Source organism: Propionivibrio soli, assembly GCF_025770765.1.
GTDB classification, from domain to species: Bacteria; Pseudomonadota; Gammaproteobacteria; order Burkholderiales; family Rhodocyclaceae; genus Propionivibrio; species Propionivibrio soli.
This window is the reverse complement of sequence record NZ_JANZKY010000007.1, coordinates 133,318-159,658: the sequence shown is the minus strand read 5'-3', so window position 1 is coordinate 159,658 and position 26,341 is coordinate 133,318. Positions and strand designations below refer to the sequence as shown.

Sequence of the window (26,341 nt, the reverse complement as noted above, 5' to 3'; positions counted from 1 at the left end):
GCCAAGGCGAGCGCTCGGCCGCTGATACAGTCCGCCGGCTGCATCTCCACACGCTACCCCTCAATTCACCGAGACCTGCGCATTTCCGCTGCATCCTCAATTCAATCTGGATACGACATGAACAGTCTCACCATCAAACACCGCATCTTTGTCCTCGGCCTACTCGCCGTAGGCGGCATTTTCCTCGCCGGCGGACTGGGACTCTTCCAGCTGTCGCACTTCAATTCGCAACTCCGCGCCGATATACAGGAGATTCAAGGAGGTATCGGCAATCTAGTGGAGATAGAGAGCGCCGGGATCGACTTCAAGACGCAGGTTCAGGAGTGGAAAAACATTCTCATTCGCGGCAACGATGAAAGCGAGCTGGCGAAGTATCGGGACGCGTTCCTCCAGAAGGAACGTACGGTCCAGGAAAGGCTTAAAAAGGCGCTCGACTCGCTCAGCAAGGAGAACGACCCGGCCAATGCCGAAGTCATCAAAGGCTTACAAGATGTGCTACGCGTCCACGTGGAGTTGGGAGAAGCTTACAAGGCAGCTCTTAACGGATTCGACACCCACGATCCGGAGAGCGGCAAGAAACTCGACGCTGCCCTGAAAGGAAAGGATCGCGCCGCCACCGAGGCAATGAACAAGCTCGTGACCGGGGTACAAGAAGGCGAACTCGCTCATTTGGCTCGGCAGATCGAGGAGTCCCAAGCCACCTACGATCGCGCGCGAAACCTGCAAATCGCGCTGATGATCGCCGGCCTGGTGTTGTCGACGATGATTGTCTGGATAACGGTGCGACGAATCGCTCGGCAGATCGCCGAGGTGCAAACGACGACCGGGGAAATCCGCTCCTCCCTGGACCTTACCCGGCGCATCCACATGCCGGGCCACGACGAGATGGCCGACGTAGCGGCAAGCGTCAACGGCCTCCTCGACGAATTTCAGTCCGTCGTGCGACGGATGAAGGAGGCCGGCTCCGAAGTTTCAAGCGCGTCGGACGAGCTCTCCCATTCGGTCACACAATTGGCCAGTTCCGTCGAGCAGCAGAACGAGTCCACCTCGTCGATGGCCGCCTCCATGGAACAAATGGCCGTGAGCCTGAACCATGTTTCCGATTCGTCGAGCACGGCCAAGGATATTGCGACCCAATCGCTTGGCACCGCCGAACACGGCAGTGTTGCGATCGACAAGACGGTGCGCGAAATGTTGGAAATGGCCGAATCGGCTCAAACGACATCGCGAACGATGGAAGCCTTGAATAAACGTACCGACGAAATCGGCGGTATCGTCGGCGTGATCAAGGAAATTGCCGATCAAACGAATCTTCTCGCCCTGAACGCGGCGATCGAAGCCGCACGTGCCGGCGAACAAGGGCGCGGTTTTGCCGTCGTGGCCGACGAGGTACGCAAGCTCGCCGAGCGCACGGCGAGTTCGACAAAGGAAATCGCCGGTCTCATCCAGAGCATCCAGACCGAAACGCAAAACGTCGTCGAGCAGACGCATCAATTCGTAGACCAGGTGGAGACCAACGCGCAGAGCGCGCGGGTAGCGGGCGAGTCAATGGTGAATATTCACGGGGGCTCGAAGCGCGTGGTCGAGGTCTCCGCGGAAATCGACACGGCACTCAAGGAACAGAGCACGGCCAGCGACTTGATCGCGAAGCAGGTCGAAGTCATTGCGACCATGAGCGACGAGAACAGCTCGGCCATGGAAGAAGTCAATCGCGCGGCCCAGGAGATGAAACGTCTGTCGACGGGAATGCGAGAACTGGCAGATCGTTTCAAAGCCTAGGTTCGCCCCAGGCCGCGACTCCTGCCTCGCGGCCATCCTGATTCGCTCAGCTCTGGGAACGTGCCACGTCACGGTGGTGTCGGATTGTCGAATTACCCTCGCGGCATTTCCACATCAGCGTTTGAGTCAGGCCATTTCAGGAGGAGAACATGAGCGAAACCGACGCGGCGGCGACTGCCACGCCATCCGAACTGATCGACAAACGGATCGCCGAACTCGGCGACTGGCGCGGAGAGGCCCTGAGCAGGATGCGCCGGCTCATAAGGGAAGTTGATGCCGAGGTCGCGGAAGAGTTGAAATGGAGGGGAACGCCGGTGTGGTCGCACGATGGCATCATCTGCACCGGCGAGTCCTACAAGTCAATTGTGAAACTGACGTTCGCCAAGGGTGCCTCGCTGCCCGACCCGGCCGGGCTTTTCAATTCGAGTCTCGACGGCAATACGCGCCGCGCAATCGACATTCACGAAGGGGAAGAAGTCGACGCCGAAGCGTTCAAGGCGCTCGTTCGCGGCGCGATCGATCTCAACACGTCGAACCGAAAGGGAAAGCCACACAAGGCGAAAGCGTAAGCACCGCGGCCTTCCCGCCCAAAACGGCGCTGGCTCACAAGGGAATGCGGGACCCACGGCCCCGCCTGATTTCCCTATAAGCAACCATCGGTCAAGCGGCGTTCTTGCGTAACGGCTAACGTATGGAAAGGCGCCGCCGAGCTGAAGCCGCGATCACAGCCCGCGTTTCTCTATCAGCAGCGCGAGATCGATGAGGCGATTCGAGAAGCCCCATTCGTTGTCGTACCACGTCAGGACCTTGACCAGCTTGCCGCCGATGACGAGGGTCGACAGTCCGTCGACAATCGAAGAGCGCGCGTCGCCCCGGTAATCGTTCGACACCAGCGGTTCCTCGCTGTAACCGAGGATACCCTTCAGCGGACCGGAGACAGCCGCTTCGCGGAAGGCGGCATTCACTTCGGCTACCGTTACGTCGCGCTTGAGCGTCACCGACAAATCAACGATCGAGACGACGGGTACCGGCACTCGCAGGGAATAACCGGTCAGCCGGCCTTCGAGCTCCGGGATGACCTTGCCGATCGCCTTCGCCGCCCCGCTGGAGTACGGAACGATCGAAAGAGCGGCGGCCCGGGCGCCGCGCAGATCCTTCTCCGGCTGGTCGTGCAGCGCCTGGCTGTTGGTATAGGCGTGCGTCGTATTCATCAGGCCGTACTCGATGCCGAAAGCCTGGTGAAGCACTTGCGCCGCGGGCGCCAGCGCGTTCGTGGTACAGCTTCCGTTACTCACCACGCGGTGGCGGGCAGGGTCGTACCGATCATGATTGACACCCATGACGACCGTGAGGTCGTCGTTCTTCCCCGGCGCCGAGATGATCACGCGTTTGGCACCACCGCGGCTGATGTGGACTTCGGCTTTGGCCTTGTCGGTAAAAAAGCCGGTCGCCTCGATCACGATATCGACGCCTGCGCTAGCCCAGGGAATCGCGCCGGGGTCGCGTTCGGAAAACACCTGGATCGTCCGTCCGTCGACCACCATCTGCCCTTCCGCGGCTTCCACGTTGGCGGCAAACGTGCCAAGAAGCGAGTCGTACTTTAGAAGATGAGCGAGCGTCTTGCTGTCGGTCAGGTCATTGATCGCGACGACCTGGAAGTCATTCCGACCGTGAGCAGCGCGCAGAACGTTGCGACCGATGCGGCCGAACCCGTTGATACCTATCTTGACCATCTTTGCTCCTGTCGCTGTTTATCCTTCGCTCACTTTAGCCGCGGCGAAGAATGGCGTACACGACATTAAAAGATCAATTTAAGCCAACTTGCGAACAAAAGCGGTCTCGATACTCGGTGGGCGTAAGCTGCAGATTTCGTTCGAAGACCCGGCGTAGATTGAGGCCGTTACCGAAGCCCGTTGCCAGTGCCACCTGCTCCACGCCTTCCGCCCCCTGCTCGAGGCGCTGACGGGCTGCATCGAGCCGGGCCTCTTCCACGTACTTCGCTGGCGAAATACCGGTTTCGCGCGTGAAGACGCGAGTGAAGTTGCGCGGACTCATCGAAACCTGACCGGCCAGCGCTTCCACCGAGAGATCTTCGTCCAGGTTTTCCAGAATCCACGCCTGCAGATCGCGGATCGGCCCCGGCGTCTTCGCCTGCGTGAGCAGATAGCGGCTGAATTGCGACTGCCCGCCAGGACGGCGCAGGTACATCACCAGGTCTTGCGCCACGTCGCGCGCCAAAGCGAAACCGCAATCCTCCTCGACAAGGGCGAGCGTCAGGTCGAAGCCAGCCGTCACGCCAGCCGACGTCCAGATCGAGTCTTCCCGTACATAGATCGGCCCTCGTTGCACCTTCACCTGCGGAAAGTTCGCCTGCAAGGCGTCGAGCAATCGCCAGTGCGTCGTCGCCCGCCGCCCATCGAGCAAACCCGCGAGCGCCAATATCCACGCGCCGCCGCAGACCGAAACCGTGCGTCGCGCATGCGGGGCGGCTCGGCGCACCCACTCTGCGACAACGACGCGCTCATCTTCATTGATACCCCGCCCGGTGATCACGATCGTATCGCGCGCTTCCTCCGGGTCGAGGTCGGCGAGACGATGGTCCGCGAGGAGGTTCAGCCCCGATTGCCCATGCGCCACGCGATGCGGCTGCGTGGTGGCAATCGCCACCTCGTACAGCGGCTCTTGAGACTGAGCCGTATTCCACCGATTGGCATGCGTAAGGATGTCGGCGATCCCCGCCGCTTCGAATAGCAGGCCGCCGTCGGGAACGATGATCAGGAACGTGCGCATGGCCTCATAAGAACCTTTTATATAAAACGAGCCAAGTGTAGCACTTGGCGCCGCAGGCGGCTCCCACCCCTGCGGCGACCTGCTCATGCCCAGGGTGAGGGTCTTGAGAGGCGTCTATCTAGAAGCCTTCGAGAACGATCTTGCCGCGCGTGGTTCCCGTCTCGATCTGCGCGTGCGCTTCCTTGAGATTCGTCGCATTTATTCCCTGGATACGTCGGGCCAACGTCGTCCGCACCACCCCGGCGTCAACGAGCGTGGCCACTTTGCGCAGGATGTCGTGCTGGCGGGCCAGGGTCGACGTTTTGAATACCGGCCGGGTAAACATCATTTCCCAGTGCACCGAGAGCGCCTTGGCCTTGAAGGGCATGATATCGAGTTGAGCTTGATCGTCGATCAGCCCAAGCTGGCCTTCGGCGCGCAGGACGTCGACGATTTGCGGAATGTATGAACCCGTGTGCGTGAGACTTGCGACGTGCGTCACATCGCCAATGCCGAGCTGGGCAAGCTGTTCTGCCCAAGGTTGATGGTGATCGATGACGTAATGCGCACCTTGTTCCAGCGCCCAATCGCGCGTCTCCTGGCGCGAAGCCGTGGCCACGATGGTCAATCCAGTGAGGCGACGAGCGAGTTGAACGAGAATCGAGCCCACGCCACCGGCGGCCCCGACGACGAGCAGCCTGTTCTCTTGCGTCGGATCGGCTTCCTGCACTTTCAGGCGATCAAACAGCAATTCCCACGCCGTGAGGGCGGTTAGCGGCATGGCCGCGGCTTCGGCGAAATCGAGCTTGGTGGGAACGGGGCCGACGATGCGCTCGTCGACGAGTTGTAGTTCGGCGTTACTCCCCGGCCGGTCGATCTGACCCGCGTACCAGACGCGATCGCCGACCTTGAACCGTGTCACCTTCTCGCCCACCGCCCGCACGATGCCGGCAGCATCCCACCCAAGCACACGTGGCTCACCGGCGGCGAGGGTCGCTTTCATGCGCACCTTCACGTCGACCGGATTGACCGAAACCGCGTGGACTTCGACAAGCAGGTCGTGGCCCGTCGCGACGGGATCAGGCAATTCGATGTCGACCAGCGATTCCGGGTGGTCGATGGGGAGGGATTTGTACAAACCGACGGCTTTCATTTGCGAACTCCTTACGAAAAGTTAGGGGATGAAGACAACCCATACCGGGACCCGGAGCATCGATGTGATGGCCCGCGAGCCCATCGGGTAGTGTCGGAGGCCATCTTCGCGGATTGTTTTATGGCGATAAACGAGGAAAATGACCAAACACTTTCTCGTTTGTTTTGAAAATGGTTCGGCTCGACGACTTGCAGGTTTTTGTTCACGCTGCCCAACTCGGAAGCTTCTCGGCAGCGGCTCGCCAGCTTGATCTGAGCCCCGCGCTCGCCAGCGGGGGCGTGCAACGCCTGGAGAGCGAATTGGGGCTTCGGCTCTTCGTACGCTCGACGCGCCGTATGCGGCTTTCGCCCGACGGCGAACGCTACCTGCCGCACGCGCAGGCGATCCTTTCGGCGGTGGCCGGCGGCGAGGAGGCTCTGGCCCAAGGCCGAGCCGAAATCGGTGGCGTCTTGCGGCTTTCGGTCCCCTCCGATCTGGGCCGCAACGTGCTGCTGCCGTGGTTGGACGAGTTCCAGGAGCAGCACCCGAAGCTCTCGTTGCATCTGCGCATGAGCGACCAAACGGCGGACTTCTTCCGCGAACCGCTCGACGTGGGAATCCGCTACGGACGGCTGGCCGATTCGAGCCTCGTTTCCCTGCCGCTGGCGCCCGACAACCGACGTACCGTCTGCGCCTCCCCCGCCTATCTGGCTCGGGCGGGCGCGCCGCGGGTTCCGGAGGACCTGCGCCAACACAACTGCCTGCGGTACGTGATGGGCGACGAGGTTTACGATCGTTGGACCTTCCAATTGCCGAACGGCGCGCAGACCATCAAGGTGAACGGCGACCGCGTCTGCGACGATGCCGACGTGGTCCGGCGCTGGGCGGTCGCGGGGTACGGGGTCGTGTACAAATCGCGGCTCGACGTGCTGCCCGACTTGCAGGCGGGGCGTCTGGTAGAAATATTTCCACCCGAATTCGGCCAGCCGACGCCGCTGCAGCTCGTCTGTGCGCACCGCAGCGCGCTGACCCATACGGTGCAAAGACTGCGGGAATTCCTGGCGATACGATTCGGCGAGACAGCAGCCGGTTCCTGATAAGCCTTTAATCCCGGCGGCGCTCGGCAAACGGCAAGGGGTGTACCGACCCCATCTTCTCGGGGTGTTCCTCTTTCACATAGACAACGGGCGCGACCCGCAGTTTGATCTCGACGGAGATGGTCTCTTCCGGCAACGTAACCGGCTCGAAGTGTTCACCCTCATGCCAAAGCAGAAAGACGCTCAGACCGAAGGAAACCTTCTTCGGCCGGAGTCCAAGAACCTTGGCCGCATAGTGTTCGGCATCGTCGCGTGATGAGAAAAGGAGAACGGGATACACCGTCCGCTCGGCGCTTCCGTCGACGACTTTCAACGGTTCCTGCTGCGAACGAGCAAGTTGCCAAACGCGCGCTTTGGGGCACTTCACATACAGGAGGAAATACGGCGAGTGAAAGCTCACGAAGTAGTACATCGGGTTGAGGGAATGCCCGGCTCGCGCCTTGAAGAACATGATGGCTCCGTTTCCATGCGTTATCCCACACCCGGAGATTGGAACCGGTGACCTTCGAATAGTTCGCCGCTACGGCCATACACCACATACACCACTCGCGCCGTCTTGCGGGGCAACGTGCAAGCGGCTCACTCGATTCGCCTGGCGACGTCATCCACGTACAATCCAAGACATAGGTCCCTTCGAGCATGGAACGTTTCCCGGTGCTCCAGTCAAAAAGGGATGGAATCTTGCGAGAGTTAATGATGAACTGGTTGCTGCTTTTTGCCGCGGGTCTCTTTGAAATGGCCTGGGCCATCGGGCTCAAATACACGGAAGGATTCACGCGCCTGTGGCCGAGCGTGGGAACCGCGATCGCCATGATATTGAGCGTCGTCCTGCTCGGCATCGCCATGAAATCGTTGCCGGTCGGCACCGCGTATGCGGTATGGGTAGGGGTCGGCGCCGTCGGTACGGCGATCCTCGGCATCATCCTTTTCGGAGAATCGGCAAACATCGGCCGGCTCCTTAGCCTCGCGCTGATCCTGGCCGGCATCGTTGGCCTCAAGCTGGCCACGCCCTAGTCCATATCGGAAGCACTGAGAGAAACGCCATGACCCAGGTCTACGCCGTCGATCTATTCGCTCCCGGCGGCAAGCTGCGCGCAGCGATCAACCTCGGCAATGCGGTCCTCGCGCGCCGCTCGTTTCCCGACAAACCGCCTTATGGCGTGACCATCGACATGGCGACCGAATTCGCCCAGCGGCTCGGTGTCGGGCTTGAACTCGTCGCTGTCGATACCGCGCAACAGTCGGTCGAGGCCATCGCCGAAGGACTCGCGGATATCGGCTTCTTTGCCATCGACCCAAAGCGTGGCGAACAGATCGCCTTCACCGAACCTTACCTGCTCATCGAAGGCAGCTACCTCGTACGCGAAGCGTCGCCAGTCCGTACCAACGAAGACGTCGATCGACACGGTAGGCGGGTCGTGGTCGGCCGTGGCAGTGCCTACGACCTTTTCCTATCACGGTCGCTCAAAGAAGCAGAACTGGTGCGCGCACCGAACACGCAGGCGGTGGTCGACCTGTTCATGGAACAGCAAATCGATGTCGCCGCGAGCGTCAAGCAACAACTCGAGGCCGACATGCGGCGCTATCCGGACCTGCGCCTGCTGCCCGGCCACTTCATGATCATCCGGCAGGCGATGGGTGTCGCGAGGGCCCGCGGCGAGGAAACAGCCGCACAATTGACGGGCTTCGTCGAGGAACTGAAAGCCAACGGCTTCATCGCCCAATCCCTTGCCCGCCACGGCGTCGAAGGGGCAACGGTCGTCGGCCCGTCGACGTAATCGAGGCTCCCCTCATCTTCATTCGCTCTAGAACCTTTTCCAAAGCCCGTCCAGCGCGGCACTGGCCGCCGTAAACAACCCGAACTTCTTGTCGTACTCGGGTTTCTTACCCAGATCGGGTTCGAGACGATCCGCTATCCGCACCATGGCGCGCGCGGCAGCCTTGAGATCGGGATAGCCGCCGGTGGCCACCGCAGCCGCCATGGCGGCTCCAAGCGCACCGAGTTCCCGGGTATCGACGGTCTCGATCGGGAGGCCAAGCACGTCGGCGAAAATCTGGCACCACACCCGGTTATTCACGGCGCCGCCGGCCAGGCGAACCGCTTCTGGGCGGGAGCGACCGGCGAGCAAACGTTCGACATGCACGCGATGTGAGAAGACGACGCCTTCAAGTACGGCACGGATGAGGTGCGGGCGCGAGTGGCTGCTTTCCAACCCGAGGAAACAGGCTCGCGCCTGCGGGTTGTCGTTCGAACCGTACAGAAACGGTAGGAAAAGAATCGGCGGCTCGTCCATGCCCATGGAGGCCGCAAGTTCCTCAGCCAGTGCATGCAGGCTGACCCCGCGCTGTTGCGCGAGCGTTTTTTCGCTTTCCATAAAAACGTCGATGAACCAATCGTTGTTGCTGACTGATGTGGGGCTCGACTCTTCCACCAGATAGTAGCCGGGCGCACAGAACAACGAATTCATGTGGATCGAACCGTCAAGCACCGGCTTTCGCGAAACGTACTCGTTGATTCCCCACGTGCCGGCGACCACGCACAAGTTGGTTTCGTCGGTCACGTCCATGGCGACGGCACAGGCGTCGATATCGAACATGCCGGCGGCCACGGGTGTCCCGGCCATGAGCCCCGTGAGCCGTGCAGCCTCTTCCGTCACCGTCCCGCACAACGCCGTCGAGCCGCACAGCGGCGGCAAGCGGTCATACACGTCGGCGATGCCGAATACATCAAGCAACTCGCGATCGAACCGGGTTTCGGCAAGGTTCATCAACCCGGACCCCGAGTAATCCGTCATCTCCGCCCAGGCTTCGCCAGTCAGGCGAAAACGGATGTAGTCCTTCACCGAGAACAACCAGCGCACGCGCTGCAGCACCTCCGGTGCGTTGTCCTGGAACCAACGCCAGAGGGCGGCCGGCTGACAAGCCAGCGGGGTCTGCATGATCTTCGGGAAAGCATCCGCCGACACGCCGTTGCGCTTCCACTCGTCCGGATACGCCCACGCGCGGGTATCGGTGGAAACGATGCCGTTGGCCGCCGGTCGGTCATCCGTTCCCCACAGATACATGCCTTTGCCGTGGCCGGTGCACGCGATACCGGCAATCCGCCGGGGATCTACGGCGGACGCCGCCACCACGTCGCGAATGACATCGACGTTAGCTCGCCACAACGCTTCCATATCGCGCTCGGTAAAACCGGGATGAGAATGGATGACCGGAACACGTTCCGCCGCGCATGCTACCTCCCTGCCGGCCGCATCGAACACCACCGCTTTGGTGACGCTTCCCCCGTTATCGATTCCGACAAAATAGTTCTGCATGGCGGCTGCCTTATTGGGATCGGAACAACCCCATTCTAGGCTTTGCCATCGACAGCACCCGCTTTTCCCGGTGGACGGGTCCAGCAACTCGCACGATTCCGAGTGCGCCCGAGGATGCATGGGCACCAACCAGACTGGTTGCTATCAACCGGCGCTTCGCGCAGCGACTGCCTGGCGATTGGATTGAACGATCGAACTCGACGGCAGCGGCTTCCCGTCTTCCACTGCGTGCAGCCAATCCTCCGTACTCGCCACGGCGGCGAAATTGCTCTGCATGACGATCATGAACACACGGTGGATATCCTCGGCCGACGCAAAGCCCATCTCGTTCGCATACGGAACAGAACCGGTCGCGTCATGTAAAACCTCGACCTTCCATCCCTCCTGGCCGGCATGAAGCACGGTCGTGTGGTCGCAGTTGTGGGTCATGTAGCCGACGATGGTCAGCGTATCGATGGCCCGCTCGCGCAGCCAGGCGGCGAGCGGCGTTCCGTGCAACGCGCTGGTGCGCTTCTTCTCGACGATCAGGTCGCAGTCGCGACGTGCGATCTCCGGATGCAACGCGCCCCCAGGGGTTCCCGGCGCAAAGATCGGTGCTCCTTCCGGGGCAATGTGCTGGACAACGACGATCGGAATCCCGTGCGCTCGCGCCGCGTCCATGGCCCGGCAAACGTTCGGCAATGAAACGGCCACATCGGGATATTCGATCTTCAAGTTGCCGGTGAAATATTCGTTCTGCACGTCGATGACGACGAGCGCTCGTTTAGGTTGCGACATCGCGTTTCCTTTCGTTGGTTGCGTAAATGACGCAGCCATTATTCGCGGCTGGCGATCTGGCGACGAGTGGCCCGATCGACAAAATACGATAAGATCGGGCCATTCACGTGCGCCATCGATTTTCATGAGAACGAAGCCCGGCCACACGATCGCGGTCATTGCCTTCGACGGCATCAGCCCGTTCCCTCTCTCCGTCCCTTGCCTGGTCTTCGGTGAATCGAAAGTGGATGCGCCATTCATCCATCCACCGCTCGACCTGCTCGTCTGCTCGGCAGGCGGGACGTCGCTGGCCACCTCTGCCGGATTCACCATCAGCGCCTCGCACGGTCTGAGAGCGACACGGTGCGCCGACACGATCATCGTGCCCAGTTGGCCCGATCCGGACGTAGCACCTCCGGAGGAACTCATCGCCGCGCTGCAAGCCGCCGAACGCCGCGGCGCCCTGATCGTCGGGCTATGCCTGGGTTCTTACGTACTGGCCGAAGCCGGGCTGCTCGACGGATGTCGCGCGACGACGCATTGGGCCTACGCGGGCGACTTCGCGCGCCGCTACCCGCGGGTGCAGGTTGACGCCGACGTGCTCTACGTCGAAGACGGCAACGTGTTGACTTCCGCCGGCACGGCGGCCGGCATTGACTGTTGCCTGCACCTGCTACGCCGCTGGTGCGGTGCGGAATATGCCAATCACGTGGCTCGCCGCCTCGTCGTGCCACCGCATCGCCAGGGTGGGCAGGCCCAATTCGTCGAACAACCGCTTCCCGAGAGCGCCGGCGACGCCCGGCTGGCGGGACTGATCGACTGGGTGCGCGCCAACCTGCAACTCCCCCACACGTTGGATTCGCTGTCCGAAAAAGCGTTGATGAGCCGGCGCACATTCACGCGCCACTTCCGTGCGCTGACCGGGAACACTGTCCTCGAATGGCTCCTCAGCGAACGGCTGCGCCTCACGCAGCGTCTTCTCGAAGCCGGCGATCAGTCGGTCGAGCGCATTGCTGCGAGCGTCGGCTTCGGTTCGCCCGTCTCGTTGCGCCTGCATTTCCGCAAGGCGTTCGGGGTATCGCCGAATGCGTGGCGGCGAACCTTCAAGGGGGGCTAAATACCGTCAAGCCGCGGTGAGAATCCAGTCGCGAAAGGCGTCCATCGCCTCCGTCCGGCGCCGCGTCGTCAGCGACGTCAACCAATAGCGGCCCGCTTGGATCTCGATATCGAACGGCCTGACCAACCGGCCGCTGCGCAGGTCGCGCTCGAAGAAACGGGTCGGCAGCAAGGCCACGCCGGCACCTTGCGCGGCAGCATCGGCGAGCACGAGCGACGAGTCGAACATCGGGCCCGTAATCACCGGCGGGGTAACCTCTGCCTGTCGGAACCACGCCGCCCATTCGTCATTGCGGTACGAACGTAACAGCGGCGCGGCGCACAGATCGCGCGGCTCCTTGAAGCGCCCTCGAAGAAGCGGCGAACACATCGGAGCCAACGGAGCGCTCATCAGCCGCAGCGCTTCGGTTCCGTGCCAATGGCCGTCGCCAAAGCGAATCGCGCAGTCGAGCCCCTCACCCGCCAGATCCACTCGGTTGTTGTTGGTGAACAAGCGGAGTTCGACGAAAGGATGCCGCTTCTGGAATTCACCGAGGCGCGGCAACAGCCAACCGACGGCGAAAGTGCCCACGGTCCCCACGGACAATACCTCCCGCTTCTGGCCGCGGCGCAGGTTGTCGAGCAGCGACGACATGCGCTCGAACGACTCGACCAGTACCGGCAACAGCATCAGTCCTTCGTCGGTCAAGGCCAAGCCCTTCGGCACGCGGCGGAACAGTCGTGTGCCGAGGCGGCTTTCGAGATTGCGCACGTGCTGACTGACCGCGGTCTGAGTCAGGCAAAGCTCTTCGGCTGCACGGGTAAAGTTGAGATGGCGCGCCGAGACTTCAAAGGCACGCAAGGCATTGAGCGGCAAATCCATGCATTTCCCTCCGGGAGTTCTCCAAGTTTTTCTTTGGTCAGTCCGAGTTTTTTCCCGTTTTTTCGATCGCAGACGGTTCCCTAGAATCTCGCTTCCACCCCCAACCAGATTACAGGAGAAAACGCCCATGGACAGACGCAGATTCATCTCGCTCACACCGGCCGCGGTTTTGCCTCTGCTCGCGATCAATACAAGAAATAGTTTCGCCTCGGCCGATCTGGGCACCGACGCAGCCCACGCCCGCCTGCGCGCGCTGGAAGCCACGTCGGGTGGAAGGCTGGGCGTTCACATCCTCGACACGGCGACGGGAGCGCAATACGGTAACCGGTCCGACGAACGCTTCATGATGCTGAGCTCCTTCAAGCTCGCCGCCAGTGCGTTCGCCCTCTATCGTGATGACCAAGGCCAGGATTCGATACAACGCCGCATTACCTACGCCAAGAAGGATCTCGTCGAGTGGTCGCCCGTCACCGAGAAGCACGCGGACGGCAATGGCATGTCACTCGCCGAGCTATGCGAGGCGACCTTGGTGACGAGCGACAACACGGCGGCGAACCTCATCCTGAAGAGCTTCGGCGGGCCGGCCGGTCTTACCGGATTCATCCGCCAGATCGGGGACACCGTGACGCGTTTCGATCGGTACGAAACCGAACTGAACAATCCGCACCCCACGGAGCCGATGGACACAACGACGCCGCGCGCGATGGCCGAAACGGTTCGTTCATTGGTCCTGGGTAACGTACTGTCCGAAAAGTCGCGGCAGCTCCTGCGTGCCTGGCTCGTCGGCAACCAAACCGGCGGCAAGCGGCTGAAGGCCGGGCTTCCCGAGAACTGGATTATCGCTGACAAGACGGGAACGAGCCGACGCGACATGGCGGACATCGGCGTCATCTGGGCAGGCGCACGCTCTCCCTTCGTCGTTACCGCCTATCTCGCGGGGGCAACCGGAAACGCCGCCGCCAAAGAATCCACGTACAAGGAAATCGGCCGGTTGATTGCCGGGCTGAGCGATTAGGCGCGGCCGATTTCGCACCCGGCGTCGTACGCCGCCTTTCGCAAGCGTCGCGGCAATGGTTACGTTGGAAACAGGTGGCTTATCACGCCGGAAAACGCCAAGGGCTCCCATCACTGGAAGCCCTTGGCTCCTTCTCTCAGTTTTGAGGGCGCTTGTACCCTCGAATTCAGACACCCGAGGCTACATCCTCCGGCGACGACCAAACGCCAGGCCCAGCAGACTAGCGCCCAGTAGCGCGATGACCGTCGGCTCAGGGACGCCATTGTCGGGCACGATGTCGCCCGCGATTCGCAGGTTGTCGGTATCGGCCTGAATACGGAAGAAATTGAAGCCGAAGTAGCCTTCCGGGTTCGTGAAGTTGATCGTCATCGTCCGGTACAGGTCGCCGTAAAAGACATGATTTACAGAAACCGGTCCGGAGAAGACGACATCGGCGACGACGCCTGCCTTGATGAGCGTTATGTCGAAGTAGCCGTTCATCGATCCTGGCGAACCGAAATCCATACCCATTGCGTACACGATATCGAACACGGTATTGCCGGTACCTGCATCGACGATCAAGGAGCGGATGGGTTTCAGGCTCGCGGTGCTCGTCAGCGTCCAGCGATTGCTGAAGGTGTCACCCGATTCCCTGAAGATGAAGTCCGTACCGCTTGCCTTACCGCCGTTTTCCGACGACGGATCGTCGGCCCAGGTCGCCGTTTGCTTGGTCCCATCGACGAAGATGGCCGAGACGGTCATTCCGTCCATCATCGCGCCGGTCGTGGAGAACCCGGTCAGGCCCGTTGTGTTCCATCCGCTGGCGTTGTTCACCGAATACGCCGCCGCATTTGATGCGACAACGAGTGCGAAAAGCGGCCAGATCGCCTTGGTTAGCATGATGAAATCCCCCTGTTAGGTACTTGCGTACTTCTTGGTATTGGAACCTCGCGGCAGGAATACCTCAGACAACGGTATCCGCTGGCGCAATGAGGGCGAAGCAAGGTGCATTCCGGAGAAGGGAATGACCTTGAAAAGAAAAAGGTTTTCGGGCCTTGGCGAGATTGCCCGAAAGGTAAGCACGGGCAGGTGTAAAGGGCTCCGACAGGGGGCGCCTGTTTTCGCCTCCACGGGCAGCCCCGGTAAGGAGGCGACCGGAACGCTGATCAGCCGGAAGGCGCTACCGCCTACTCGTGTTTTCTCAAACCTTTGAGGATATCGAGTTCCGGGCGGTATACCTTGGTTTGGATCTCCATCAACCCGAGCACTGTATGCGGGACGCTGTCGTGGGTAAAACGTTCCAAGCGTTTCTTCTGCAGCCCCTGTTCGTCGATCTCGTGCGCGAAACCCTTCCCTGTCCACATCACCGCCGGAATGTGGATCTGGGCCTCGGGCGCGACGGCGCGGGGCAAGCCATGCAGGTAGATACCGTTTTCACCCAGCGATTCGCCATGGTCGCTGAGGTATAACAGGGCGGTTTCGAACTTGTCGTCATTGTGCTTCAGCACATCGATCGCTTTACCGAGGAAATGGTCGGTATAAAGGATCGCGTTATCGTAGGCGTTGCGTATTTCTTCGTTACTGCACTGGCTCAAGTCGTTGCTCTTGCATGCCGGCGTGAATTTCTCGAACGCTGGCGGATAACGCTTGAAGTACGCAGGCCCGTGATTACCCATCTGATGCATGACGACCACGATGTCGCCTTTCGGGTGGCTGTCGATGTAGTCCTGTAGCCCGACCAGCATGCCTTCGTCACGGCACTCCTCATCGCATACCGGGTTGAGGTCGCGCGATTTGAAGTTCCGGTAGTCGGACCGGATGGCGACGCCTTTCGAGTCCGAATTGTTCTCCAGCCACAGCACGTTCACGCCCGCATGCCGAAGCACGTCGAGCAGGTTTTCCTTCAAGCCGGCCGTCTTCACGTCAAACTTGTCCATGCCGCCCATCGAGAACATGCAGGGGACCGAAACGGCCGTTGATGTGCCGCATGACCACACGTTGGGAAAGCTGACGGCCTTCGCCTCACGCAACCGGGGATTGGTGTCGCGTTCGTAGCCGTTGAGCGAAAAATGATCGGCACGCGCCGTTTCGCCGACGACGAGGAAGATAAGCTCGCGATCCTGGTCGGTCTCCGGTATCCGCGCATCCTCGCCGAGGACGGCAACCGTCTGCGTGCCGCCCGTGGCAGCCGACGCGCCTTGAACGAGCCTCACCGACGAGTAGGTGAAATAGGTCGGGTTGGCATAGCTGCGTAGCGATTTGTGTTCGCGCAGAAAGGAAGCGTAGAACGGGCCCGAAGCGGCAATCAACGCCCCAATCACACCGACGAGAACGACGACAAAAATGGCCCTCGCCCTAAACGCGGCGCCGAAGCCCCGCGGCTTGAGACGGAATCGGCTGACGACGAACGCTGGCAGCACGCCGAGCAGGACAAAGTACAGAACGAGCTTACCGGTGAGCAGGTCGAAACTCTCCGCGGCATTGGTCTCAATGGCGTTGCGCAGCATCTCCTCGTTGATCACGACGCCGTAGCTGTCCATGAAATAGGCCGCCAATGACGAGAGGAGCAGGAACACAACCAGGATCGGTTTCGTCAGTCGCCCGAAGCAGACCAGCGAGAACAGCAACGCCGTGATCGCGGTGAGCACAATTGCCAGCGATCCGAAGTACACGATCCCCATCCCGCCCAGCGAGTAGGTTTTGAGGACGTTGGAAAAGAACGTGAGGTTGCCGCCAGCGACGATGACCAGGGAAACGAGAAGGATGAGCGTATTGCCGCTTAGGGTTTTTGAAGGAAGGTTTAGCTTCAAGCCGGCCGCCTTTATGGGTTATAGCCCGGGACGTCCCGGGAGTTGTCGCCAGTGATGGTTGAGCGCGTCCGCAACGATAAGCACCTCACCTTAAGGCGAGCTTAAGGAAACGGAATCACCTTAGCACGTGCAGGGGCAAAACCGGCGATTACTGCAGGCCTGCCGTCGTCGCTGGCGAAACGACCAGGCGGTTTCTTCCCGCCTCTTTAGCCGCGTAGAGCGCTTTATCCGCCGCCTTCAACACGGCGTCCATCGAAGCCCCGTCAGTTGGGACCATCGCCAGCCCGATCGAAACCGTGACGCGGCCCAACGGCCGGTCGCCGACACGCGGTTCAAGCTCGGCGGCCCAGCGCCGCAGTTCCTCGAGACGCTCTATCGCTTGCGGCGGCTCAATTTCGGGCAGGATGAGGACGAATTCCTCGCCCCCGAAACGGCAGGCAACGTCCGTCCCCTGCCGGAAACGCGATAACAGCCCGGCGAAGTCCTTTAGGACTTGATCGCCCGCATCGTGCCCGAAGGTGTCGTTCAGGGCCTTGAAATGATCGAGGTCGACGATGGCCACGGCGAGTTTCTGGCTTGAACGCGTCGCCCGGCTCATTTCCCGCTCGAGCGTTTCCTCCATGAACCGCCGATTGAACAATCCAGTGAGCGGGTCGCGGATCGCCTGCTCGCGGATGAACTCCTGATAGCGCACATTCATTTCGAGCATGAGAAAAGACAACAGGCTCAACACCAGCCCGCCGAGCAGCACGGCCTTCGGCCCGCCACTGGCATACGCGGCGTCGGCCGCGGGAGAACTGTGGAACTGTGCCGTCCACCGATGCCCCGCGATCTCTATCTGGCTCTCGATCGTATGACGGCTGGCGGCACCGGGATGAACCCCGTTTTTCCAGGAAGTGGCGAGGAGATTGTCTGGGTTCGGCTCGCCATCGTAGATCGCGATGCCGATCTCATTTCGGGCGAGACGGAAAAAATCGCTGAGGAGATCGTCGGCGCGAAAAGCACTGAAAACGAAACCGGTCAGCGCCACGCGCCGATCCATCGTGTTCTCAAGCCCCAACCGGTGGCGATAGACGGGCATAAAAACAAGAAAGCCCGGGTAGGCCTTACCCCCATCGCCAGCCAGGAGGTCGACTTTCCCCGAAAGCGCCGGCTGGCCGCTGTCCCGGGCGCGCTCCATGGCCTCCCGCCGCACCGGGTCGACGTACATGTCATAGCCGAGCACGTGCGCATTGCCTGCCGTCAAAGGCTCAATGAAGACAACCGCAGATAGCGGCTCCCGGTCACCATCGGGGTAAATCGTGTAATTTGCGAACCCCTCGGCACGAACCGTCGCCTCAACAACTTCTCGGCCCGCTCTCGAAACGACGACCGCAAAACCCAGTGCCTGCGCACCGGGGAGAAGCCGTCCTAGTTCCAAGGATTCGACATACCCGTGCCACTGCTCGCGAGTGATGCGCTCCCCCATGCTGAACAGCCCACCGGCACCCCGGAGGAGCTGCTCGTATTGGTTCACGTGTTGGAGGAAAACCAGGCGTTGCCGCTCCACGCGGTAGCGAAAATTCTCGTGCCAGCTCCGCTCGAGCTCGATCGAAGCGTAACGCCAGAGCGCCACAGTGACGAGCACCGAAAGGAAAAAAATGGCCCACACGACCGCTTCGCGGCTCAGTGCCTGGCTCACCCGTCGTAATACCGATTGCAAGGTGGCGCGGGTCATGGCGCTCCCCGGTTGTTTTCCGGCAGTTCAAGCGGAGTCTTTTTAGCTCGCTCGAACGGGAGATGGTCAGCCAATCACCGGGCGACGAACGGTAACGGGCAGCCCGCAACCGATCTCGCCCCTCAAAGGTGCGAGATCATGCTACTCCTTATTGCAGGAACAAAGGCAAGTATCAGGGCCGTCTGAGAGTGCCGGACGTACAGGCCCTCGCTGCCGGCCTACTCGGTCTACCAGTCGAGCGTCGTCAAGCGCGTGTACAGGCTCGATTCGGCGACGCGGTTTTCCTGCCGCTGTCGTTCATGCATTCCGACACCCGCCGCATACAGGGCGGACGGGCTTCCCCGGCGGCGCGGACGTTGCGAGCGTTGCTGGGCAAACATGAACCGCTCGAGATATTTGTCCATCAAGTGAGGCATCAGCCGGTTGCCAATCGAAAACAGTCGCGATGCGGCGCCGACGTAGATGTCGCGCTTGCGGTGCTGCGCGGCATAGATGATTGCATCGGCGACGACATCCGGCTCGGTGAATCCCTTCACCGCGTGCTTCGACGCGCTGTACATTCCCTGCAGCGGCAACGCCACGTCGGACACTTCGCTGCCAACGTTGATCAACGCACCGCCACGCCGTCGCAGCTCGCTTGCCGCGACCAGCGAGCCATGCACGACGCCCCAGAAATTCGTGTCGAAGAGGCGTCGCTGGTCTTCGAGCGGAATGCTTTCCAATTTGCCGTATACCGATATGCCGGCGTTATTCACCCAAGTGTCTATACCGCCGAAGGCTCCACGCGCGACTTCGGCGATCTCGCGCACGTCGTCGATGCGTGCCACGTCGGCGACCACGCGCGTTGCGAAGTGCCCATTGCGGCGTAGCTCCTGAACCAGCGCGCCGAGCGCCTCCGCATTCCGGCTCACCAGAACGAGGCGCGCACCGAGTGCGGCGGCGTGGCGTGCCGTTGTCAGGCCGATGCCGCTCGAGGCGCCGGTGATGACAACGACCTGCTCCGCGATGGGTTTGAGACGAGTCTTCATGCTGCACTCCGTGGATATCAGCTTGCCCGTCGGCAAACGCGGTGCCGGACAAGGACAACGTGACGCCGTGACGCGCTGACTCGCGTGCGCGACTCGCTTTCGTCCGCTATCGACTCGGCTCCATACCACTCCTTCTTCGCCTACGGCACATGGTTTGCCCGAATCCGAGGCATGAAATCTCAGCCTCATTCGCAAACGTTCGCAAACCGATTCGCTCAGGAGGTCCCAATGACCGACAAACCGACCCCGGCCACACCCCCGGTCGACGACGATCCGAAAAACGCCGCCCCGCAGGAAGAACGGTCGAACCCGACCTACCAGGAAGTGCTCGACGAATCGCTGGCAGAGACCTTTCCCGCCAGCGACCCGATCGCGCCAAGCCCGGCCAAGCACCCGGAGCGGAAGATCGCAACCGAAAAGGACCCGGTCGACTGGAAGCTCAAGCCCGGCTCGGAAGCCGAACCCGCGAAACCTCAGTCCAGCCCGGCGAACCCGGCGCCTGCGGGAAGTAATCAGAAAGGTAACGAGTAGTGGAGATAGGGAACGCTTCGGTGCGCTCCCGGTGCGTTCCTTTTGAAAACAACCAGCAGTGGGCTCGCCCGGCGACTTATCTCGCCACGTGGCGGTAACGCCGTGCGTCACATCGTTGGCGCTATCCCCGCCAAGCGCCAGGTCACAGATTTCTCTCGACTTGCGCGGCGGTACCTCTCGGCTCCGGCCCATCGAGTGAACTGCGGGCATCGAGGTGCGCGTTTGGCGATACGCCGACTCCAAGTCGATTGACGAGTTCGCCCCGAGCCAAGCAGTAAACAGCGATATGCCAGCGCCTGCGAACGAAGCGGCCAGGGCTGCCCCTGAAGGCTGGTCGACGGGGTCTCTGCGCAGCCACCAACTGACGGTAAAGAGCGCCACGACCAGCAGGTTGCCCCCGCCATGCAGAGCGCCAATTCGCTTGGCTCGCGTGCCACCCGGAATCGCCATCCAGTCCACCACCCCGAACAGCGCCGCGAGGAGGCCGCCAATCAAACCTGCAGAAATCAACCGATACGCCGTCCTCGCCGCATCACCTCCGAGGGCGGCGGGCGCAAGGAGATGAACAAGGTCGAACACGACCGAGGTTGCAAGCAGCCCGAGCGGGAACACGATGAGCATCTGATGAATCGGGTGACCGAAGAGCTTCGCCTTGCTTTCCATGGACGCACCTCAGCAAGTACGCCTTACGGCAAGTAACAGCCGCCGACGGTAGAACGGTCTCCCGGCGCCCCTCTCCGACGCCTTGAGCCCGATCCACCGCCGGCATGCCGTACCTTTTAGCCGCTCACCTGGCTGCCGGGGTCTTCCTGCACGTTATGCCGGCTCTCGCTGAAGGAGCGGCCGGGCACCGCGTTTTTCTGGCTGCGTGCGCCCCTCTCGCCTGCCCGAGCGGACTGTTCTTTGCCTCCCAGCGCCTGCAACAGGGCGTCGTCGAAGGCGGGCAAGTCGTCGGGCTTGCGGCTCGTGACCAGCTTGCCGTCGACAACTACCGGCGCATCGGTCCATTCGGCGCCCGCATTACGCAGGTCTTCCTTCAGGCTCGGCCAGCTTGTCAGCCGCTTGTCCTGAGCGATCCCCGCGTCGATCAATGTCCAGGGGCCGTGGCAGATGGCCGCGATGGGTTTATCTTCGCGTGCAAACTCACGGATGAAGGTAATCGCCTGCGGACTCAGCCGAAGGCTGTCCGGGTTGGCAACGCCGCCCGGCAATACGAGGGCGTCGAACTCGGCCGGCCGCGCGTCGCGCACGTCCATGTCCACCGAAAATTGGTCGGCCGGTGTGAGGTGGTTGAACCCTTGCACCTTGTCGCCCGCGGCCTTCGGTGCCACCAGCGTTACCGTGGCGCCGTGCTCCTCCAGGAACTGGCGCGGGCCGGTGTATTCAACTTGCTCGACACCGTCGGTCATCAGGACAGCCACGTTCTTGCCGCGCAACGCGGCGTTCTGGTTCATTTGCATAGGGATCTCCTTCAGGTGTTATGAAACGTTGGCGGCCGCTCGCCGCCGACCGTCGGCGCTGCCGCTCAATCCTGACAGCCCCTCACGTTCTGCTCACAGTCCCTGAATTCGCGGCAAACCCTGTACCTGTGCTCTATCGCCCACCCACGATGTGGGCCGTACCGACACCGACCGGGAACCGCGTTTGCTCTGTCGCCGGAATGCAACTCCGCGAGGTACCACCACTATGACCGCCGTGACCGCTGTGGATGCATCCCCCCTTGCCCGACCAGCCCGGGAACCGTCGCCCCCGCTTCCCTCCTTTGTGCAGATCGAGCCGGTCGGGCAGTGCAACTTGCGTTGTCGCATGTGCACGATCCCGTTCCGCGAAGACGGACCGCCTTTCGGGCCGCTGGCATTCATGCCTTACGAAGACTTCGTGCGTTTGGTGGACGGTTTCCCCGGACTCACCGAGTTGCAATTGCAAGGCCTCGGCGAACCCACGATGCACCCGCGTTTCTTCGACATGGTGCGTTACGCTTCGGCGAAAGGCATCGCTGTGTCGTGCAACACCAACCTCACGTTGATTTCGGAAAAGCGCGCCGCAGAATGCGTGCAGAGCGGGCTCGCCGTGCTCAACGTTTCGCTCGATGCGGCCGACGCGGACACCTATGAGTACATTCGAGTGCGCGGCCACTTCTCGAAGGTGGCACGCAATCTCGACCGTGTGCTCGACGCACGTCGAAACGTGGGAACAAGCCGCCCGGAAATTCGCGTAGTGGCGGTCGTGATGCGGCGCAATCTCCTCGCTCTCGAAGGCTTGGTCGACTTCGCCCATGCTCGCGGCATCGACGCCGTCTGGGTGCAGCAGCTCTGTCACGACTTCAGCGAGCAAGGTTTGCCGGAAAAATATCGCCCGATGCGCGAATTCGTTGAACAGCAAGCCTTGCGCACTCATGAACGCGACGAAGTGGAACGCGTCTTCGCCGCGGCCCGCGAACGCGCGGCCCGCTTGGGCGTGAATCTACGTCTGCCGCGGCTCGACGAACGCGAGCATCCGCCCGGCACGCCCGGTCGACAGCGTTGCGATTGGCCTTGGCACGGTGCCTATGTGAGCTACCAGGGGTTGGCGATGCCGTGCTGCATGGTGGGCACGCCGGATCGAGCCAATTTCGGCAACATGATCGAACGTGGGGTCGCGGACGTCTGGAACAGTGCCGAATACAACGACTTCCGCGCCGCCCTCGACAGCGACCAGCCGCCCGATATCTGCAAGGCATGCTCGGTCTACCACCACGTTTTCTGAATGGCCGGAGAGTCTTAGGCGCTAAAACAGCCCGGCGTGAACGCTTAGCCGGCGTTCGATCGTCACACTATTTCGCGCCCATCTACATCTGAGAATCGGCACAAGGAGGGTTAAGCGGCAACTGATTGACGGTCGACCGCCCCAACTTCCTCTCCTCAGGGAAAGCACAAAGCGCGACATACGAGCGACGGCTCCCTCGCGCACCATTAGGGGCGGCCGAATGCCTTGAACTTAGGAATCAGTTGATTCCCCGAGCTTGTCGTTGAAAAAGCTAGCCGCTTTCTCCCGCTGTTCGGCATCCAGGCTTTCATACACGGCTTGCCAGCTTTGCCGACTCACGTCTCCTGACTCCGCCTGCTTGCCCGCGCCTGAGCCACCGTTCTCACCAGAAGCCGCGCCTCCCGGTTGCTGAGCAGCGCCGTGCGCCTGCCAATCGGCACGTTCGGCTTCGCGCCAGAGCCGGTCCTGTTGCGAGGTTAGGTGCAACGTCGTGCGCAAAGAGACATTATCGGGAGGCGATACGTCCTGTCGCTGGTGGCTGCCAGATTTGGCCGTCGCATTGGCCGCAAGTGACTTCCGGTCAGCCGTTTCGTGGCGTCCCTTCACGTACGCGAAGGCGCTTGCAGCCGTCAGCAGGCCGATTGAAACCACGGTGGCAACGACCACCGGCGGCAGGATGGTCGCTGCGACCAGCGTCGGCAGGATCTTCATGGCGTTCTCCCTTCTCGATACATCGTGGCGCTGGTCAAAAGGCCACGCATGGCTACCTGCCAGCGCCGGATGCGGTGATTATTCTCGTCGTCTCAGCGGAACTCGAACAGTTCCCGGTGGAACCGGTGCGGAGCCAGTCCGAACTCCTTGCTCAGCACCGTTTGGAGATCGCGTCCCCAGGCGGCTGGGCCGCAAAACCAGACGCTGCTCGCCTTGCCGACGCAACGGCCGATCTCGCCCGAGGTGACGCGCTTGCCCGATGCCGTGACTCGCTTGTGCAATTCGACGCCAGCCTTTCGGCACAATTCTTCGAGCCCAACCGGGAACGACGCTTCCTTGGCGTCGTGGGTCGAGTAGAAGAAGTGCACCTTGCCTTGGGCACCGCCGCTTGCCGCGAGTTTTTCGAGGCGAGCGATGAACGGCGCCACACCAACGCCGCCGGCAATCCAGACTTGTTCTTCCGAGACATCGCCGAAATCGAACTTGCCGTAAGGGCCTTCGACGACAACCGGGTCGCCCTTCTTGAAGCGCCCGGCCAACGACCGCGTGTAATCGCCGAGCGGTTTGATGGCAAAGCGGAGTTCGCCGTTCCAGCGGTCGTTTCCGCCCCAATCGGAGACGATCGTAAAGGGATGCGGGCCCTCCGCCGGCTCCAGCGTAACCAGCGCGAACTGCCCAGCCGCGTGCCCCGGCCAATTGGCACCCGGATCGACGCGTAGATCAAGAACGCCAGCCTCGGTCGTCTGCGCACTGAGCACCCGACCCCGGTGTTGACGCTCGTTGCCGATACGGCCAAACAAAGACTTCAGTGCAACGAAACTGCCGCCAATCGAAATTGCAATGACCAACCAGCCGAACGGCGTCATGGCACTGCCGTCGGGAAGCAGGACGGCCCCATGGAATGCACCAATCAGGAACGCCACGGGGAACCCCTTGTGCAGCTTGCGAAACCAGCCGTAAGGAACAAAACGCAGCAGCGCGACGATACCGAGTGCAATCATCAGCCACGCATCCCACTCACCCATCTCCTTGGCGAACCCCGTCAGGGAACCGCCGCCACCATGGCCTGGACCATGCGGGCGCCGCGCCGGCAGGTCGAGCAGACCCCAGGAAACGAGCGTCTTTGGCGACAGGATGATCAGCCAGTGCACCACAACCAACAATACGGCGACGATCCCGGCCCACTTATGCACGTGATACAGCTTGTCGAGGCCGCCCAGATACCGCTCAAGCCAGATGGGACGCAATGCAAGCAGCATGCAGAATCCCATCCAGCCAAGGGCCAGGGCGCCGGTCAGAACCGTGAGCGCTTTGCGCATCGGCATGTAGGCCGCAGAGAAGGAAAGAATCTCGGATGGCTGCAGCGCCGCCCAAGTGAGGATGATCAACAGCGTAAGCGGGAGTCCGATTTTTTTCATTTGCCTGCCCGGTAGAGAATGATGACGTAGCGGTATTCTCTTCCGGCCGGCATTAGAAAGAATTACATGCTCCGCGGAATATGTTTCGGATTGTTACAGCAACCGCCGAAGCGATTTCGTTCTGACGGTCGGTTCGTGCTGTCGCGAGAACTCTACCGCCAGATGCAGCAGAGGGTTAAAAAGGAGAATCTTCGCTCGACTCCGCTCTGCGCGAAGCGTCTGCCGACGACGCTCACCAGGGGTTGTACGTGCCGAAGTTCCAGATGTGGCCTTCGGGGTCGCGGCATGTGAAACCGCGCCCACCGTAATCCTCGTCCTTGATGTCGATGAGTATCTCGGCGCCGCTGGACTTGGCTTGAGCATAAACGACATCGGCATTCGGCACGACGATGTAGGCACTCTGCGTCTCGGCTCCCCCAATCTCGTCCGGTTGCCTGATCAACTTTCCCCATTCGGAACTGTTGTCTACGGACCCGATCATGATCATGCTGTTGTCGAATGCCAACTGCGCGTGAGCCACCGTGCCGTCCGGGTTCGTGTAAAAGGCGTGGCGCGTGAAACCGAAAGCGGCGCACAGCCACTCGACGGCGCGCGACGCGTCCCGATAACGCAGGCAAGGGATCACGGTCGCCAGAACTGTTCGCTCGCTGCTCATCATCGCGCTCCTTTCCATGATTGCATGGTCGTGTCCTCACTTTGTTGCTTTGTCGGCTTCAGGCCGTTGCGCTCCGACTCCACGTGACCGGCCGATCCTCAGCGAACCGCTTGCCGCAACGATTACTTAGAGCAATCGACCGGCACCGCTCAGATTCGTTCGTTGTATGTCTCGGCGCCAGTTCCTGCTCCATAAGGCGTTTCGTCCCGCGTTCGCGGCAAACGAGTTGTCGTTGTCGATTCAAGCGCCGCTCGTTCGTCGTACTTCCGAAACGCCCCGTAGGGCGTACAACCCGGAGACAAGGAGACGAACAATGCGCTTTCTGATCATCGTCAAGGCGACCCCAGAGACTGAGGCACAAACCTCGCCGGCGCCTGACCCCGCGATCATGTCGGAAATGCTCGACTACCACGAAGAACTCGCGCAAGCGGGGGCACTCCTCGATTGCTCAGGTCTGCAGCCAACGTCCGCAAGTTGGCGCGTGCGCTACGAAGGTACGCAGCGGCGCGTGATCGACGGTCCGTTCGCCGAAACCAAGGAACTGATCGCCGGCTACACCTTGATCCAGGCACGCAGCCGGGAAGAGGCGATCGCTTGGACGCGCCGGTTTCCCAACCCCTGCGGTGAAGGCAATCCGGCCGAAATCGAAGTACGACCGCTCTACGCGCTGGAGGATTTTCCCCCATCGCCGTCGGTCGAACGATTCAAGGCGCTGGCAGGGAACGTGTAAAGGCTTTTCTCGGTCGATGTCGTTTTGGCCGTCTTCGGTACGTCGACGTTGGCAACCCCCGAACAACAGCAGAAGGAGATCACGATGCAACGACACGCGCAACACCCCGGTCGGCCAATTTTTCTCGCCGACGTGCCTGCCAAGCGCAGACGCTCCCTCGGCGATTCTCTCCTC

General features: G+C 61.4%; 25 protein-coding genes and 1 pseudogene. 10 read left to right on the top strand and 16 right to left on the bottom strand.

The window, feature by feature from the left end; all coding sequences use genetic code 11:
• Positions 1 to 117 precede the first annotated feature (117 nt).
• Positions 118 to 1,779 (top strand): methyl-accepting chemotaxis protein, encoded by a 1,662-nt coding sequence (locus NZ453_RS10065; RefSeq protein ID WP_263770419.1) that lies wholly within the window; start codon positions 118 to 120, stop codon positions 1,777 to 1,779.
• A gap of 149 nt (positions 1,780 to 1,928) precedes the next feature.
• The gene (locus tag NZ453_RS10060) at positions 1,929 to 2,348 is read left to right on the top strand and encodes a DUF1801 domain-containing protein (RefSeq protein WP_263770418.1); all 420 of its coding nucleotides are present in this window, start codon (positions 1,929 to 1,931) and stop codon (positions 2,346 to 2,348) included.
• Between the two features lie 153 nt (positions 2,349 to 2,501).
• On the opposite strand, the gene gap is transcribed toward NZ453_RS10060, so the two are convergent.
• The 3 genes from gap to NZ453_RS10045 all read right to left on the bottom strand — a co-directional run bounded on the left by gap (position 2,502) and on the right by NZ453_RS10045 (position 5,701).
• The gene (gene gap / locus NZ453_RS10055) at positions 2,502 to 3,512 is read right to left on the bottom strand and encodes a type I glyceraldehyde-3-phosphate dehydrogenase (RefSeq protein ID WP_263770417.1); all 1,011 of its coding nucleotides are present in this window, start codon (positions 3,510 to 3,512) and stop codon (positions 2,502 to 2,504) included.
• A gap of 73 nt (positions 3,513 to 3,585) precedes the next feature.
• On the bottom strand, positions 3,586 to 4,569 hold the full coding sequence (locus tag NZ453_RS10050) for a GlxA family transcriptional regulator (RefSeq protein ID WP_263770416.1): 984 nt from the start codon (positions 4,567 to 4,569) through the stop codon (positions 3,586 to 3,588).
• A gap of 118 nt (positions 4,570 to 4,687) precedes the next feature.
• Positions 4,688 to 5,701 carry a zinc-binding alcohol dehydrogenase family protein gene (locus tag NZ453_RS10045; protein WP_263770415.1) on the bottom strand — a complete coding sequence of 338 codons (1,014 nt, stop codon included), beginning with the start codon at positions 5,699 to 5,701 and terminating at the stop codon, positions 4,688 to 4,690.
• Between the two features lie 170 nt (positions 5,702 to 5,871).
• Here NZ453_RS10045 and NZ453_RS10040 point away from each other — a divergent pair, with 170 nt between their 5' ends.
• The gene (locus NZ453_RS10040; protein ID WP_263770414.1) at positions 5,872 to 6,777 is read left to right on the top strand and encodes a LysR family transcriptional regulator; all 906 of its coding nucleotides are present in this window, start codon (positions 5,872 to 5,874) and stop codon (positions 6,775 to 6,777) included.
• 7 nt (positions 6,778 to 6,784) lie between these two features.
• On the opposite strand, the gene NZ453_RS10035 is transcribed toward NZ453_RS10040, so the two are convergent.
• The gene (locus NZ453_RS10035; protein WP_263770413.1) at positions 6,785 to 7,228 is read right to left on the bottom strand and encodes a hypothetical protein; all 444 of its coding nucleotides are present in this window, start codon (positions 7,226 to 7,228) and stop codon (positions 6,785 to 6,787) included.
• 242 nt (positions 7,229 to 7,470) lie between these two features.
• Here NZ453_RS10035 and sugE point away from each other — a divergent pair, with 242 nt between their 5' ends.
• Positions 7,471 to 7,791: a quaternary ammonium compound efflux SMR transporter SugE gene (gene sugE / locus NZ453_RS10030; protein WP_275983138.1), complete on the top strand. Its 321-nt coding sequence runs from the start codon at positions 7,471 to 7,473 to the stop codon at positions 7,789 to 7,791.
• A gap of 29 nt (positions 7,792 to 7,820) precedes the next feature.
• Positions 7,821 to 8,555: an ABC transporter substrate-binding protein gene (locus NZ453_RS10025; protein WP_263770412.1), complete on the top strand. Its 735-nt coding sequence runs from the start codon at positions 7,821 to 7,823 to the stop codon at positions 8,553 to 8,555.
• Positions 8,556 to 8,582: 27 nt separating this feature from the next.
• Here NZ453_RS10025 and NZ453_RS10020 read toward each other — a convergent pair whose 3' ends face one another.
• Together NZ453_RS10020 and NZ453_RS10015 are read right to left on the bottom strand one after the other, a co-directional pair.
• A complete protein-coding gene (locus NZ453_RS10020) occupies positions 8,583 to 10,094 on the bottom strand; it encodes an FGGY-family carbohydrate kinase (RefSeq protein ID WP_263770411.1) in 1,512 nt (503 codons plus the stop codon).
• A gap of 144 nt (positions 10,095 to 10,238) precedes the next feature.
• Positions 10,239 to 10,871: a cysteine hydrolase family protein gene (locus tag NZ453_RS10015; protein ID WP_263770410.1), complete on the bottom strand. Its 633-nt coding sequence runs from the start codon at positions 10,869 to 10,871 to the stop codon at positions 10,239 to 10,241.
• A 124-nt stretch (positions 10,872 to 10,995) separates the two neighbouring features.
• Here NZ453_RS10015 and NZ453_RS10010 point away from each other — a divergent pair, with 124 nt between their 5' ends.
• Positions 10,996 to 11,967: a GlxA family transcriptional regulator gene (locus NZ453_RS10010; protein ID WP_263770409.1), complete on the top strand. Its 972-nt coding sequence runs from the start codon at positions 10,996 to 10,998 to the stop codon at positions 11,965 to 11,967.
• A 6-nt stretch (positions 11,968 to 11,973) separates the two neighbouring features.
• Here NZ453_RS10010 and NZ453_RS10005 read toward each other — a convergent pair whose 3' ends face one another.
• A complete protein-coding gene (locus tag NZ453_RS10005) occupies positions 11,974 to 12,828 on the bottom strand; it encodes a LysR family transcriptional regulator (protein ID WP_263770408.1) in 855 nt (284 codons plus the stop codon).
• A gap of 127 nt (positions 12,829 to 12,955) precedes the next feature.
• On the opposite strand from NZ453_RS10005, the gene bla reads away from it, so the two are divergent.
• A complete protein-coding gene (gene bla / locus NZ453_RS10000; RefSeq protein ID WP_263770407.1) occupies positions 12,956 to 13,843 on the top strand; it encodes a class A beta-lactamase in 888 nt (295 codons plus the stop codon).
• A 180-nt stretch (positions 13,844 to 14,023) separates the two neighbouring features.
• Here bla and NZ453_RS09995 read toward each other — a convergent pair whose 3' ends face one another.
• The 4 genes from NZ453_RS09995 to NZ453_RS09980 form a co-directional block, all read right to left on the bottom strand.
• Complete coding sequence (locus tag NZ453_RS09995; RefSeq protein ID WP_263770406.1) at positions 14,024 to 14,722, bottom strand: PEP-CTERM sorting domain-containing protein; 699 nt, start codon at positions 14,720 to 14,722, stop codon at positions 14,024 to 14,026.
• Positions 14,723 to 15,009: 287 nt separating this feature from the next.
• Positions 15,010 to 16,632 (bottom strand): phosphoethanolamine transferase, encoded by a 1,623-nt coding sequence (locus NZ453_RS09990; RefSeq protein WP_263770405.1) that lies wholly within the window; start codon positions 16,630 to 16,632, stop codon positions 15,010 to 15,012.
• A 148-nt stretch (positions 16,633 to 16,780) separates the two neighbouring features.
• A complete protein-coding gene (locus tag NZ453_RS09985) occupies positions 16,781 to 18,349 on the bottom strand; it encodes a CHASE domain-containing protein (RefSeq protein WP_263770404.1) in 1,569 nt (522 codons plus the stop codon).
• Positions 18,350 to 18,576: 227 nt separating this feature from the next.
• Positions 18,577 to 19,377 (bottom strand): SDR family NAD(P)-dependent oxidoreductase, encoded by an 801-nt coding sequence (locus NZ453_RS09980; protein WP_263770403.1) that lies wholly within the window; start codon positions 19,375 to 19,377, stop codon positions 18,577 to 18,579.
• A 228-nt stretch (positions 19,378 to 19,605) separates the two neighbouring features.
• On the opposite strand from NZ453_RS09980, the gene NZ453_RS09975 reads away from it, so the two are divergent.
• The gene (locus NZ453_RS09975) at positions 19,606 to 19,908 is read left to right on the top strand and encodes a hypothetical protein (RefSeq protein ID WP_263770402.1); all 303 of its coding nucleotides are present in this window, start codon (positions 19,606 to 19,608) and stop codon (positions 19,906 to 19,908) included.
• Between the two features lie 312 nt (positions 19,909 to 20,220).
• On the opposite strand, the pseudogene NZ453_RS22195 reads toward NZ453_RS09975, so the two are convergent.
• Positions 20,221 to 20,529 (bottom strand): annotated as a pseudogene (locus tag NZ453_RS22195) (DUF2231 domain-containing protein); the annotation flags it as partial.
• A gap of 158 nt (positions 20,530 to 20,687) precedes the next feature.
• Complete coding sequence (locus NZ453_RS09965; RefSeq protein WP_263770400.1) at positions 20,688 to 21,362, bottom strand: type 1 glutamine amidotransferase domain-containing protein; 675 nt, start codon at positions 21,360 to 21,362, stop codon at positions 20,688 to 20,690.
• Positions 21,363 to 21,594: 232 nt separating this feature from the next.
• Here NZ453_RS09965 and NZ453_RS09960 point away from each other — a divergent pair, with 232 nt between their 5' ends.
• Positions 21,595 to 22,653 (top strand): radical SAM protein, encoded by a 1,059-nt coding sequence (locus NZ453_RS09960; RefSeq protein ID WP_263770399.1) that lies wholly within the window; start codon positions 21,595 to 21,597, stop codon positions 22,651 to 22,653.
• Between the two features lie 231 nt (positions 22,654 to 22,884).
• On the opposite strand, the gene NZ453_RS09955 is transcribed toward NZ453_RS09960, so the two are convergent.
• The 3 genes from NZ453_RS09955 to NZ453_RS09945 form a co-directional block, all read right to left on the bottom strand.
• Complete coding sequence (locus NZ453_RS09955) at positions 22,885 to 23,364, bottom strand: hypothetical protein (RefSeq protein ID WP_263770398.1); 480 nt, start codon at positions 23,362 to 23,364, stop codon at positions 22,885 to 22,887.
• A 92-nt stretch (positions 23,365 to 23,456) separates the two neighbouring features.
• On the bottom strand, positions 23,457 to 24,782 hold the full coding sequence (locus NZ453_RS09950) for a ferredoxin reductase family protein (RefSeq protein ID WP_263770397.1): 1,326 nt from the start codon (positions 24,780 to 24,782) through the stop codon (positions 23,457 to 23,459).
• Positions 24,783 to 25,014: 232 nt separating this feature from the next.
• Positions 25,015 to 25,455, bottom strand: a complete 441-nt coding sequence (locus NZ453_RS09945) for a VOC family protein (RefSeq protein WP_263770396.1) — start codon at positions 25,453 to 25,455, stop codon at positions 25,015 to 25,017.
• A gap of 295 nt (positions 25,456 to 25,750) precedes the next feature.
• Between NZ453_RS09945 and NZ453_RS09940 the strand changes: the two genes are divergently transcribed.
• The gene (locus tag NZ453_RS09940) at positions 25,751 to 26,167 is read left to right on the top strand and encodes a YciI family protein (protein ID WP_263770395.1); all 417 of its coding nucleotides are present in this window, start codon (positions 25,751 to 25,753) and stop codon (positions 26,165 to 26,167) included.
• Positions 26,168 to 26,341: the final 174 nt, after the last annotated feature.

Coding starts and splice junctions, on each gene's coding strand:
- NZ453_RS10065 (WP_263770419.1), top strand. CDS start 118: ATGAACAGTCTCACCATCAAACACCGCATCTTTGTCCTCGGCCTACTC.
- NZ453_RS10060 (WP_263770418.1), top strand. CDS start 1,929: ATGAGCGAAACCGACGCGGCGGCGACTGCCACGCCATCCGAACTGATC.
- gap (WP_263770417.1), bottom strand. CDS start 3,512: ATGGTCAAGATAGGTATCAACGGGTTCGGCCGCATCGGTCGCAACGTT.
- NZ453_RS10050 (WP_263770416.1), bottom strand. CDS start 4,569: ATGCGCACGTTCCTGATCATCGTTCCCGACGGCGGCCTGCTATTCGAA.
- NZ453_RS10045 (WP_263770415.1), bottom strand. CDS start 5,701: ATGAAAGCCGTCGGTTTGTACAAATCCCTCCCCATCGACCACCCGGAA.
- NZ453_RS10040 (WP_263770414.1), top strand. CDS start 5,872: ATGGTTCGGCTCGACGACTTGCAGGTTTTTGTTCACGCTGCCCAACTC.
- NZ453_RS10035 (WP_263770413.1), bottom strand. CDS start 7,228: ATGTTCTTCAAGGCGCGAGCCGGGCATTCCCTCAACCCGATGTACTAC.
- sugE (WP_275983138.1), top strand. CDS start 7,471: ATGATGAACTGGTTGCTGCTTTTTGCCGCGGGTCTCTTTGAAATGGCC.
- NZ453_RS10025 (WP_263770412.1), top strand. CDS start 7,821: ATGACCCAGGTCTACGCCGTCGATCTATTCGCTCCCGGCGGCAAGCTG.
- NZ453_RS10020 (WP_263770411.1), bottom strand. CDS start 10,094: ATGCAGAACTATTTTGTCGGAATCGATAACGGGGGAAGCGTCACCAAA.
- NZ453_RS10015 (WP_263770410.1), bottom strand. CDS start 10,871: ATGTCGCAACCTAAACGAGCGCTCGTCGTCATCGACGTGCAGAACGAA.
- NZ453_RS10010 (WP_263770409.1), top strand. CDS start 10,996: ATGAGAACGAAGCCCGGCCACACGATCGCGGTCATTGCCTTCGACGGC.
- NZ453_RS10005 (WP_263770408.1), bottom strand. CDS start 12,828: ATGGATTTGCCGCTCAATGCCTTGCGTGCCTTTGAAGTCTCGGCGCGC.
- bla (WP_263770407.1), top strand. CDS start 12,956: ATGGACAGACGCAGATTCATCTCGCTCACACCGGCCGCGGTTTTGCCT.
- NZ453_RS09995 (WP_263770406.1), bottom strand. CDS start 14,722: ATGCTAACCAAGGCGATCTGGCCGCTTTTCGCACTCGTTGTCGCATCA.
- NZ453_RS09985 (WP_263770404.1), bottom strand. CDS start 18,349: ATGACCCGCGCCACCTTGCAATCGGTATTACGACGGGTGAGCCAGGCA.
- NZ453_RS09980 (WP_263770403.1), bottom strand. CDS start 19,377: ATGAAGACTCGTCTCAAACCCATCGCGGAGCAGGTCGTTGTCATCACC.
- NZ453_RS09975 (WP_263770402.1), top strand. CDS start 19,606: ATGACCGACAAACCGACCCCGGCCACACCCCCGGTCGACGACGATCCG.
- NZ453_RS09965 (WP_263770400.1), bottom strand. CDS start 21,362: ATGAACCAGAACGCCGCGTTGCGCGGCAAGAACGTGGCTGTCCTGATG.
- NZ453_RS09960 (WP_263770399.1), top strand. CDS start 21,595: ATGACCGCCGTGACCGCTGTGGATGCATCCCCCCTTGCCCGACCAGCC.
- NZ453_RS09955 (WP_263770398.1), bottom strand. CDS start 23,364: ATGAAGATCCTGCCGACGCTGGTCGCAGCGACCATCCTGCCGCCGGTG.
- NZ453_RS09950 (WP_263770397.1), bottom strand. CDS start 24,782: ATGAAAAAAATCGGACTCCCGCTTACGCTGTTGATCATCCTCACTTGG.
- NZ453_RS09945 (WP_263770396.1), bottom strand. CDS start 25,455: ATGGAAAGGAGCGCGATGATGAGCAGCGAGCGAACAGTTCTGGCGACC.
- NZ453_RS09940 (WP_263770395.1), top strand. CDS start 25,751: ATGCGCTTTCTGATCATCGTCAAGGCGACCCCAGAGACTGAGGCACAA.